General features: G+C 60.8%; 10 protein-coding genes. 8 read left to right on the top strand and 2 right to left on the bottom strand.

Annotation, left to right across the window (positions count from 1 at the left end; translation table 11 throughout):
- Nucleotides 1-77: 77 nt before the first annotated feature.
- A complete protein-coding gene (locus tag GR138_RS28520; protein ID WP_160862650.1) occupies nucleotides 78-1,409 on the bottom strand; it encodes an NAD(P)/FAD-dependent oxidoreductase in 1,332 nt (443 codons plus the stop codon).
- A gap of 134 nt (nucleotides 1,410-1,543) precedes the next feature.
- Here GR138_RS28520 and GR138_RS28515 point away from each other — a divergent pair, with 134 nt between their 5' ends.
- From GR138_RS28515 to GR138_RS28495, 5 genes are read left to right on the top strand one after another with little or no spacing between them, the layout of a single operon-like run.
- A complete protein-coding gene (locus GR138_RS28515) occupies nucleotides 1,544-2,182 on the top strand; it encodes a sigma-70 family RNA polymerase sigma factor (RefSeq protein ID WP_160862649.1) in 639 nt (212 codons plus the stop codon).
- A complete protein-coding gene (locus GR138_RS28510) occupies nucleotides 2,179-2,832 on the top strand; it encodes a ChrR family anti-sigma-E factor (protein ID WP_160862648.1) in 654 nt (217 codons plus the stop codon). The genes GR138_RS28515 and GR138_RS28510 overlap by 4 nt, the downstream gene beginning before the upstream one ends.
- A 3-nt stretch (nucleotides 2,833-2,835) precedes the next feature.
- A complete protein-coding gene (locus GR138_RS28505) occupies nucleotides 2,836-3,651 on the top strand; it encodes a DUF1295 domain-containing protein (RefSeq protein ID WP_160862647.1) in 816 nt (271 codons plus the stop codon).
- A complete protein-coding gene (locus tag GR138_RS28500; protein WP_160862646.1) occupies nucleotides 3,648-4,685 on the top strand; it encodes an SAM-dependent methyltransferase in 1,038 nt (345 codons plus the stop codon). The genes GR138_RS28505 and GR138_RS28500 overlap by 4 nt, the downstream gene beginning before the upstream one ends.
- Complete coding sequence (locus tag GR138_RS28495) at nucleotides 4,682-5,281, top strand: hypothetical protein (protein WP_261005854.1); 600 nt, start codon at nucleotides 4,682-4,684, stop codon at nucleotides 5,279-5,281. The genes GR138_RS28500 and GR138_RS28495 overlap by 4 nt, the downstream gene beginning before the upstream one ends.
- Here GR138_RS28495 and GR138_RS28490 read toward each other — a convergent pair.
- On the bottom strand, nucleotides 5,246-5,647 hold the full coding sequence (locus GR138_RS28490) for a DUF2177 family protein (RefSeq protein ID WP_160862645.1): 402 nt from the start codon (nucleotides 5,645-5,647) through the stop codon (nucleotides 5,246-5,248). The two genes, GR138_RS28495 and GR138_RS28490, sit on opposite strands and share 36 nt — an antisense overlap.
- Before the next feature lie 120 nt (nucleotides 5,648-5,767).
- On the opposite strand from GR138_RS28490, the gene GR138_RS28485 reads away from it, so the two are divergent.
- The 3 genes from GR138_RS28485 (at nucleotide 5,768) to GR138_RS28475 (ending at nucleotide 8,348) form a co-directional block, all read left to right on the top strand.
- The gene (locus GR138_RS28485; protein ID WP_160862644.1) at nucleotides 5,768-6,148 is read left to right on the top strand and encodes a DUF2147 domain-containing protein; all 381 of its coding nucleotides are present in this window, start codon (nucleotides 5,768-5,770) and stop codon (nucleotides 6,146-6,148) included.
- A gap of 20 nt (nucleotides 6,149-6,168) precedes the next feature.
- Entirely contained in the window at nucleotides 6,169-6,993 is an 825-nt protein-coding gene (locus GR138_RS28480; protein ID WP_202402898.1) for a DUF1365 domain-containing protein, read from the top strand.
- Nucleotides 6,994-7,064: 71 nt separating this feature from the next.
- The gene (locus GR138_RS28475) at nucleotides 7,065-8,348 is read left to right on the top strand and encodes a class I SAM-dependent methyltransferase (RefSeq protein WP_160862643.1); all 1,284 of its coding nucleotides are present in this window, start codon (nucleotides 7,065-7,067) and stop codon (nucleotides 8,346-8,348) included.

Here is an 8,348-nt window from a genome sequence, read left to right as displayed (position 1 = left end):
ATCACTCTGGGGACGTGGTATCAGACTGGTGGGCAGGAAGCATCGAGAATTGCAGAAGAACCTGAAGGCGCACGCAATCAAGCGCCCTGCAGGGTTCTGAATATTCGATCGGATTCGCCCTCGACGGACCATGGCCGCATATTTCCTCCCAAGGTTTCGCCAACGGCCAGACCCGCCTGAATGGCATCCTCGTGGAAGCCGGAACCGAAATAGGATCCGCAGAACCACGTATTGGCCTCACCCTGAAGCGACCATAGTTGCTTTTGCGCGGCAAGCGTCGCGGCGTTGAAGAGAGGATGCTGGTAAAGTCCGCGCCAGATCACCTTGTCTTCGGCGGGTGCATGTAAGGGGCTAAGCGTCACAAAGCAGGGACGCAAATCGGAAATCCCCTGTAGCCGGTTCATCCAGTAAGTGACGCAGGGCTTGCGCACCGCCGTGCGGTCACGTCCGGATTGCGCGAGGTAGTTCCAGCTTGCCCAGACACGCCTGCGGCTTGGCATCAAGGTTTCATCGCGGTGGAGGACCGTCTCGTTATCTCCGTAGGTGAACGTGCTCAAGAGTTCGGCTTCGCGTGGTGAGCGATCGGCAAGCATCCCCAGCGCCTGGTCGGCATGGGCGCTGATCACGACATGATCGAACCATTCGGCCTCCGCGCCGCCCGCGGAAATCTCCACCGCACCGTTGACGCGTCGGATTGCCCTTACCGGCGTACCGGTCCGGATCCTGTCGCGGAACGACGCTGTCAGCCGCTCGACATAGGCACGGCTGCCGCCATCGACCGTTCGCCAGATTGGCCTGCGCACGAATTTCAGCAAGCCGTGGTTCTCGCAGAAGCGCACGAAGGAAAGCGCCGGATAATTCCCGATCTCAAGTGCCGGTGTCGACCAGATCGCGGCCGCCATTGGATAGAGGTGGTCTTCGCGAAACGCCCGTCCGAAGCCGGCGCTATCGAGATAGTCGTTGAGGCTAGCGGAAGGATCGAGATCACGCACGCCGTCTGGCGCCTGACGGTAGAAACGCACGAGGTCTCGCAGCATCGACCAGAAGCGCGGGCTGGCAAGGTTGCTGCGCTGGGCGAAAAGACCGGCGAGATTCGTACCGGCATATTCCAGCTTCCCACCGTCCATCGAGACGGCGAAGGACATTTCCGACGCCTTGGTCGGGACGTCGAGATGCGTAAACAGCGCAGTGAGGTTAGGATAGCTCACTTCGTTATAGACGATGAAGCCAGTGTCGACCGGAACACCGCCCGCATACACTGTGTGCGAATGGCCGCCAACGCGATCGTCCGCCTCGAAAACGGTGACCTCGTGGCGCTTCGAAAGCAACCATGCCGCTGAAAGGCCGGCGATGCCCGTGCCGACAACCGCGATTTTGAGTGGCCGATCCGATTGAGGAAAATGGCGCATGACGATCCTTTTGCGGCTTTCGAACTTTGGACAACTATCTGTATCCTTTACGGGCGGACACTTTTGACGGATCACTGCGAAGGACGATATCGCGTAGTGTGATCCGCTTCGGAGAGCACCGCGTATAAGGATGCATGAATGAAGCTTCGAACCCCGTTGAGAGTAATCACAAACCCGGTCTCCAGACCGGCCGGCGCCTTGCTGTGGTGAGTTCAAGGGACAAACAACAGACGCCTTCGCCCGATGCGCTTGTCGAAATGATGCGACAGGTTGCGCAGGATCGAGACCGTCAGGCTTTTGCCCTCCTCTTCCGCTATTTCGGACCGAAGCTGAAGACCTTCTTCCTTCGCTGGACGTTGTCCTCCGTCGCGGCGGATGATCTCGTGCAGGAAACGATGCTGACCGTTTGGCGCAAGGCCTCGTATTTCGATGCGGAACGCGCGGGCGTGGCGACCTGGATCTTCACAGTCGCGCGCAACATTCGCATCGACCATCTGCGACGGCAGAAAGACCCTTCGGCTCTGCCGCCGGATGCTGAGACGGCGATGGATACGGTTGAGGATGGAATGCTCGACGCCGAGCGGGACGCTGCGGTGCGCAACGCGCTGACCGCGCTCTCACCCGAGCAACAGACGATCATCCGCCTCGCGTATTTCAGCGAGAGATCGCAGACCGAAATCGCCGATGAATTGGGTATTCCGCTCGGCACCGTGAAATCTAGAACACGCCTGGCCATGAACCGGCTTCGCGGGCTGCTGGAAGACAAATCATGACCACCACACATCACGCAACCGACGAGACCCTGATGCGCTACGCCGCCGGCACGCTTGCCCCCGCGCCCGCCATCGTCGTCAGGGCGCATCTGGCAAGCTGCCCGGCCTGTCGCGCCCGCGTCGGCGAATATGAAGCGCTGGGGGGCGCGCTTCTGGAAGAAACGGAAGCGACGCAAATGTCGGCAACCGCATTGAGCGACGTGCTTGCCATGCTGGACGATGAGGACGCCGCCGCCCCCTTCACACCGCCGCCGCGGGCGCCGGTGGAGATTGAAGGCATTCGCCTGCCGGACGCTTTGCGCGGCTGCGATATCGGACGCTGGCGCTGGATCGGGCCCGGTATGAAGATGAGCCGGGTCGGCGTGCCTCAGGATCCGCATGCCAATCTCATCCTGCTCAAGGTCGGCCCGGGCCGCGCCCTTCCAGACCACGGACATGTCGGCACCGAGTTCACCTATATCGTATCGGGTTCATACACCGATCGTTTCGGAACATTCGGTCCAGGTGATCTCGCGGAAATGGACGAAGACGTTGATCACCAACCGGTCGTCGACAATGGCGATGATTGTATTTGCCTTGCCGCTATGGAGGGTAAAATGCGCTTCAACAATCTCATCGGCCGCATGCTGCAGCCGATCTTCGGGATTTGAACCATGCCGGCGGTGGCGCTCTTCCTTCTTCTGGCCGCTGCTATCTCGCTGGGCATGGCAGCTGTTTGGCTCGCGGTCGTGAAGGGGGCGGGATCCGGCTGGGTCGATACCGTCTGGTCCTTTCTCGTGGGCGGGGCGGGTGTGGCTGCCGCGCTTTTTCCGGTTTCGGACTGGCAGAGCGATGGGCAGCGACGGCTTCTCATGGCAGCGGTGGCCGCGCTCTGGTCTTGTCGTCTTGGCCTGCATATCCTGCGGCGCACGCTGAGGGGGGGCGAGGATCCTCGCTACGCGAAACTTCAGGAGGAATGGGGCGAGCGCTGGCGCGGGCGTCTCTTCCTGTTTCTGCAGATCCAGGCCGCCGCCGCGCTTCTCCTCACCACCACGATCTTCACCGCAGCACGAAACCCGGCCATAGGCTGGCAGTGGAGCGATATTGCCGGCATCGCGATCATCGTCATCACCGTCGTCGGGGAAGGCATTGCCGATGCGCAGCTGGCACGGTTTCGCAGCGACGACACCAATAGGGGCAAGGTCTGCGATGTCGGTCTCTGGGGCCTGTCGCGCCATCCCAACTATTTCTTCCAGTGGCTCGGATGGGTTGGTTATGCAGTCGTGGCTATCGGCCCTGCCGGCGATTGGGGCTGGGGCTGGCTGGCGCTTGCAGGCCCTGCCCTGATGTACTGGCTGCTGGTGCACGTTTCAGGGATTCCGCCGCTTGAGGCGCACATGATGCGTTCACGCGGCACTGCCTTCACCGCCTATGCCAGGCGCGTCAACGCCTTCTGGCCGGGCGCGCAAAAACGGGAGCAGACGACATGAACCTTGCCGAGACCGCCATCACCGCCGCCGAGCGGCTGCCGTTACCCGATCATGCCCTGCGGTTCGGCATCAGCCGGCTCGTTGGCCGCACGCGCCGCCTGCTGGCGGAGGGGACCGGTCCGACCGACCAGGACTTTGCGCGTTCCATGAGCGAATGGCCCATCGCCGTGCACACGGATGACGCCAATGCCCAGCACTATGAGCTTCCCGCGGCATTCTTCTCGCTGGTGCTCGGCCCGCGCCGTAAATATTCATCCTGCCTCTATGCCTCGCCCGCCACGACACTCGCAGAGGCGGAAATCGCGGCTCTGGAGGAGACGTGCCTTCACGCGGACCTCGCAGACGGGCAGGATATTCTCGAGCTCGGCTGCGGATGGGGTTCCCTCTCGCTGTTCATGGCAGAGCGCTTTCCGTCCGGTCGCATCGTCTCCGTTTCGAATTCATCCTCGCAGCGGACCTATATCGAGGCGGAAGCCAAACGCCGCGGCCTTCGCAATCTGACCGTGATCACCGCGGACATGAACACATTCTCACCGGACGGCACCTTCGACCGCATCGTGTCGGTGGAAATGTTCGAGCACATGTCCAACTGGCATTGCCTGCTCCAGCGTGCACGCAGCTGGATCCGTGACGATGGGCGGCTTTTCCTGCACGTCTTCTCGCATCGCAAGACTGCCTATCGCTTTGACCATGCCGACAAGGCGGACTGGATTGCGCAGTATTTCTTTACCGGCGGCGTCATGCCCAGCCATGGACTGGTTCGCGCGTTTGACGACAGTTTCACCGTCGAGCGGGACTGGCGTTGGAACGGCAAGCATTACGAGCGCACCGCGCAGGACTGGCTCGACAATTTCGACCGAAACCGCGACGCGATCCGCACCATCTTCGAGGCGACCTACGGCAAGGACGCATCCGTCTGGATGCGGCGCTGGCGAATGTTTTTCCTCGCCACGGCCGGGCTCTTCGGCCATGCCGATGGAGAAGAATGGGGCGTGAGCCACTATCGCCTAAGCCCCGCCGGCGCAGGCCGGTGATCTTCTTTCTGAAACGCCTCACCGCGATGGTGCGGGCCTATGCGCACCATCCCGACCCGCGTGTCGCTGCGGCGAACATGACTTCCTTGCTGGTCGCGTCGAACCAGCCCTTTTACCCGCTCTATCTCTTCTGGCTGGTGAGTGCCGACGTCACCGCCGCCTGGTTCACATTCCTTTCGACACCATTCTTTCTCGCCGTACCGGCCGTGGCGCGACGGAATAGCGTGGCAGGGCGGGCTCTACTTCCGCTGGCGGGGATCGGCAATACCATGCTTTCGGCATGGCTCTTTGGCACGGCGTCTGCGGTCGAAATCTTCCTCGTTCCGTGTGGCGTCATCGCATTGTTGGTGTTTCGTCCGCGGGAGCGCGTCATCGGGCTGGCGCTTGCAGCGATCGCCTTCGGCATTTTCCTTCTGTTGCATGAAGCCTACGGCCAGCCGCTCGCGCGGTACGACGCAGTCCAATATGCCGCTCTGGCGCGGCTCAACCTCCTGAGCGCCGGCATGCTCACCGCCTTCGTCGCGATCCTGTTCTCAGGCATTCTGGCTCAGACGGAACGGTCAGCCGATGCGGCTCGCCACGAGAAAACCGGCTGATGCACCGATCGCGGTGACGAACGCGCCCCAGGGAATATCGGCAAGCGTGATGGAAAGCGGCCAGTCTCTCAATGTCGCCTGGTTCGTGAGGTCATACGTCGCATAGGCCACTAGGCCGAGGATCGCACCGTTCAGCGCAGCCTTGCCGAGTCCTTCCCCGTCGAGCGCGGGCATCACGGCGAAAAATACGATGCCGGCAATGTAAATCAAATAGAAGACAACGGCCGGCGCCAGATCAAACTGCGGCGCCAGTTTGTCGCCCAGGAGCGGCCTATAAAGCATATCGGCCATCGTCGAAAGCCAGATGGCATCGACGGTCAGAAAGGCGATGCCCGTCGCCAGATAGGCGATGACGATGGTTTTCATACCGATGTCTCCCATTACGTTTGTCGACATTTCTACGCCTTCGTCGCTCTGACGGATCACCTCGGGTGAACCGATCTGCCCGCGCATGCGTATTCAAGGAAAAGCAACGAGGATGGACCGATGAGGATAGCCGTTCTGACTGCGTTTTCCGCCCTGATGCTGACTGCCGCAGCCTCCCAAGCGCAGCAATCCGCCGATCCAAGCGGTGTCTGGCTGCGCGACGACGGAAACGCGCGTGTGCGCATCGCTCCATGCGGCCGCAATATCTGCGCCACCAATCTCTGGATCCGGGATACCAGCAAGGGCGAAGAGGCCGGCGACCGCCTGATCATGTCGCTTCAGCCCAAATCGCCGGATACATTATCAGGCACCGCCTTCGATGAGAAACGCGAGCGCACCTATTCGATCACGGTGCAGGTGTCCGACAATTCGCTTCTAACGCGCGGGTGTATTCTTGGCGGCGTGCTTTGCAAGAACGTGCGCTGGCAGCCGGCCCGATGATGAACGAAAAAGAGCAAGGCATGAAGCAGATCCGGGTCACTAGCATGGCCGACAACGGTCCGCCGCCCTCTGCGGCCGGTACGCTTTATGCCGGAAAGGTGATGCATCAGAGGCTGCATCCTTTCGGCCACCGCTTCAGCTATAGCGTCTTTTCACTTCTGGTCGATGTCGACCGGCTTGTCGATCTCGCCGGACTGACGCGCCTGCTTACCGTGAACCGCAATGGAATCCTGTCATTCCATGAGCTCGACCACGTCGAAGAGGACGGTGAGACACTGCGACAGTTCGCCGACCGTCTGCTGGCGCGCGCCGGTCTCGAAAAACCCGCGGCCCGTATTCTGGTGCTCGCCTACCCGCGCATGTTCGGCTATGTCTTCAACCCGCTCTCGACCTATTTCGCCTATGACGATGAAGATCGGCTGGTTGCCATCATTTATGCGGTCAGGAATACCTTCGGTGAGCGGCACAGCTATGTGGCACCGGTCCTTGCTGGCGAGATCAGCGCCGCCGGCATTCGGCAGACACGAACGAAGGTTTTTCATGTTTCCCCCTTCATGGACATGGGCCTGCGCTACCATTTCCGCATCCTCCCGCCCGGCCGGACTGTCCGGCTGCGAATTCACGAAACCGCAGGCAAAGAGCCGGTCATGGCCGCCACGTTCAATGCGGACGCCGCGCCGCTGACGGACGGCATGCTGGCGCGCTGCCTGATCCGTTTCCCCTTCATGACGATGAAGGTGATGGCCGGTATCCATTGGGAAGCCTTCAAGCTTTGGCTGAAAGGCGCACGCTTCCGCACAAGTCCGCCACCACCGGAAACAGCAAGTTACACGGACACGGCGTGAAACGGCTTTGAGCCACACGGCGTCCGAAGCGCCTGCACCCATAACTTTATCAAATTTTCCAGGAAGACATCGTGGCCGCATTAGCAAGAATATTCAGGCGTGGTCTTGGCGAAAACAGAGCGAAGATCGGAGTTTTCGCGCGCGCAATGAACGCCGTCATCGCATCTGTCGATATCGGGAAAATCACAGTTGTCCTGCCCTCAGGCGAACGTAGTGAACATATCGGCACACGTCCGGGGCCTTCGGCGGCGATCAATATTCACAGATGGCGGGCCGTCCGCCGGCTCGCGACAGGCGGTGATCTCGGCTTTGCGGAAGCCTATATCGATGGGGACTGGTCGACGCCGGACCTGGAAGCCTGCCTGGAATTGGCCGCACGCAACATCGATATGCTTGACGGAAAGATTTCAGGCCACCTAGCGGTCAGGCTGCTGCACCGGTTCCGCCATGCGCTGCGCGCGAACAACAAGACGGGCAGCCGAAAGAACATCGCCTATCATTACGACCTCGGCAATGCCTTCTACAGGGAGTGGCTCGACCCGAGCATGACCTATTCCTCAGCGCTCTACACGGAACCGGCTCTCAGCCTGGAGGAGGCCCAACGGGCAAAGATAGAGCGGGTCAAACAGCTCCTGTCGATCAAGGGAGGCGAGCAAATTCTGGAGATCGGTTGCGGTTGGGGAGCACTCGCAGCAAGTCTCGCACATGCGGGCGCCACGGTGGATGGTGTAACGCTATCCTCAGCGCAACTGGACCATGCGACGGAGTGCATCCGGGCCAACGGCCAGCAGGAAGCAGTCCGTCTGGAGTTGAAAGACTATAGAGATGTCACGGGAAGCTTTGACCGGATCGTGTCCATCGAGATGCTGGAAGCGGTTGGCGAGGCCTATTGGCCGCTGTTCTTCAAGACTCTGCAGCAAAGGCTTCGCGCGGGCGGACACGCCGTGCTTCAGGTCATCACGATCGACGAGAGCCGTTTTGCCGCCTATCGCGGATCGGCAGATTTCATTCAGCGACATGTCTTCCCCGGGGGTATGCTTCCGACCAAAAGCATCATCCAGGCACAAGCTGCGAACGCAGGGCTTCGGATGGTCCAATGCGAGTATTTCGGATCGGATTATGCTCGAACACTCCTCGAGTGGCGGAAGCGATTTCGCGCCGCGTGGCCCCGCATCAGCGCACTGGGCTACAGTGAACAGTTTCATCGCCTGTGGGACTATTACCTCTGCTACTGCGCGGCTGGTTTTAAGGCCGGAACCATAAATGTCGGCCTCTATGTATTGGAACGCCCTGCCGACCCCATTCGCGCGAGACGGGATACTGCCGCGCTTATTCCCACGCTTCCTGGTAACTGA

The sequence above is a fragment of the Shinella kummerowiae genome (assembly GCF_009827055.1).
Lineage (GTDB): Bacteria > Pseudomonadota > Alphaproteobacteria > Rhizobiales > Rhizobiaceae > Shinella > Shinella kummerowiae.
This window is presented reverse-complemented; position numbering and strand designations above follow the sequence as displayed.

Bases quoted from the DNA above. Each gene is read 5' to 3' on its own strand.
- GR138_RS28510 (WP_160862648.1), top strand. From the start codon at position 2,179: ATGACCACCACACATCACGCAACCGACGAGACCCTGATGCGCTACGCC.
- GR138_RS28500 (WP_160862646.1), top strand. From the start codon at position 3,648: ATGAACCTTGCCGAGACCGCCATCACCGCCGCCGAGCGGCTGCCGTTA.
- GR138_RS28485 (WP_160862644.1), top strand. From the start codon at position 5,768: ATGAGGATAGCCGTTCTGACTGCGTTTTCCGCCCTGATGCTGACTGCC.
- GR138_RS28520 (WP_160862650.1), bottom strand. From the start codon at position 1,409: ATGCGCCATTTTCCTCAATCGGATCGGCCACTCAAAATCGCGGTTGTC.
- GR138_RS28480 (WP_202402898.1), top strand. From the start codon at position 6,169: ATGAAGCAGATCCGGGTCACTAGCATGGCCGACAACGGTCCGCCGCCC.
- GR138_RS28490 (WP_160862645.1), bottom strand. From the start codon at position 5,647: ATGAAAACCATCGTCATCGCCTATCTGGCGACGGGCATCGCCTTTCTG.
- GR138_RS28515 (WP_160862649.1), top strand. From the start codon at position 1,544: ATGAATGAAGCTTCGAACCCCGTTGAGAGTAATCACAAACCCGGTCTC.
- GR138_RS28505 (WP_160862647.1), top strand. From the start codon at position 2,836: ATGCCGGCGGTGGCGCTCTTCCTTCTTCTGGCCGCTGCTATCTCGCTG.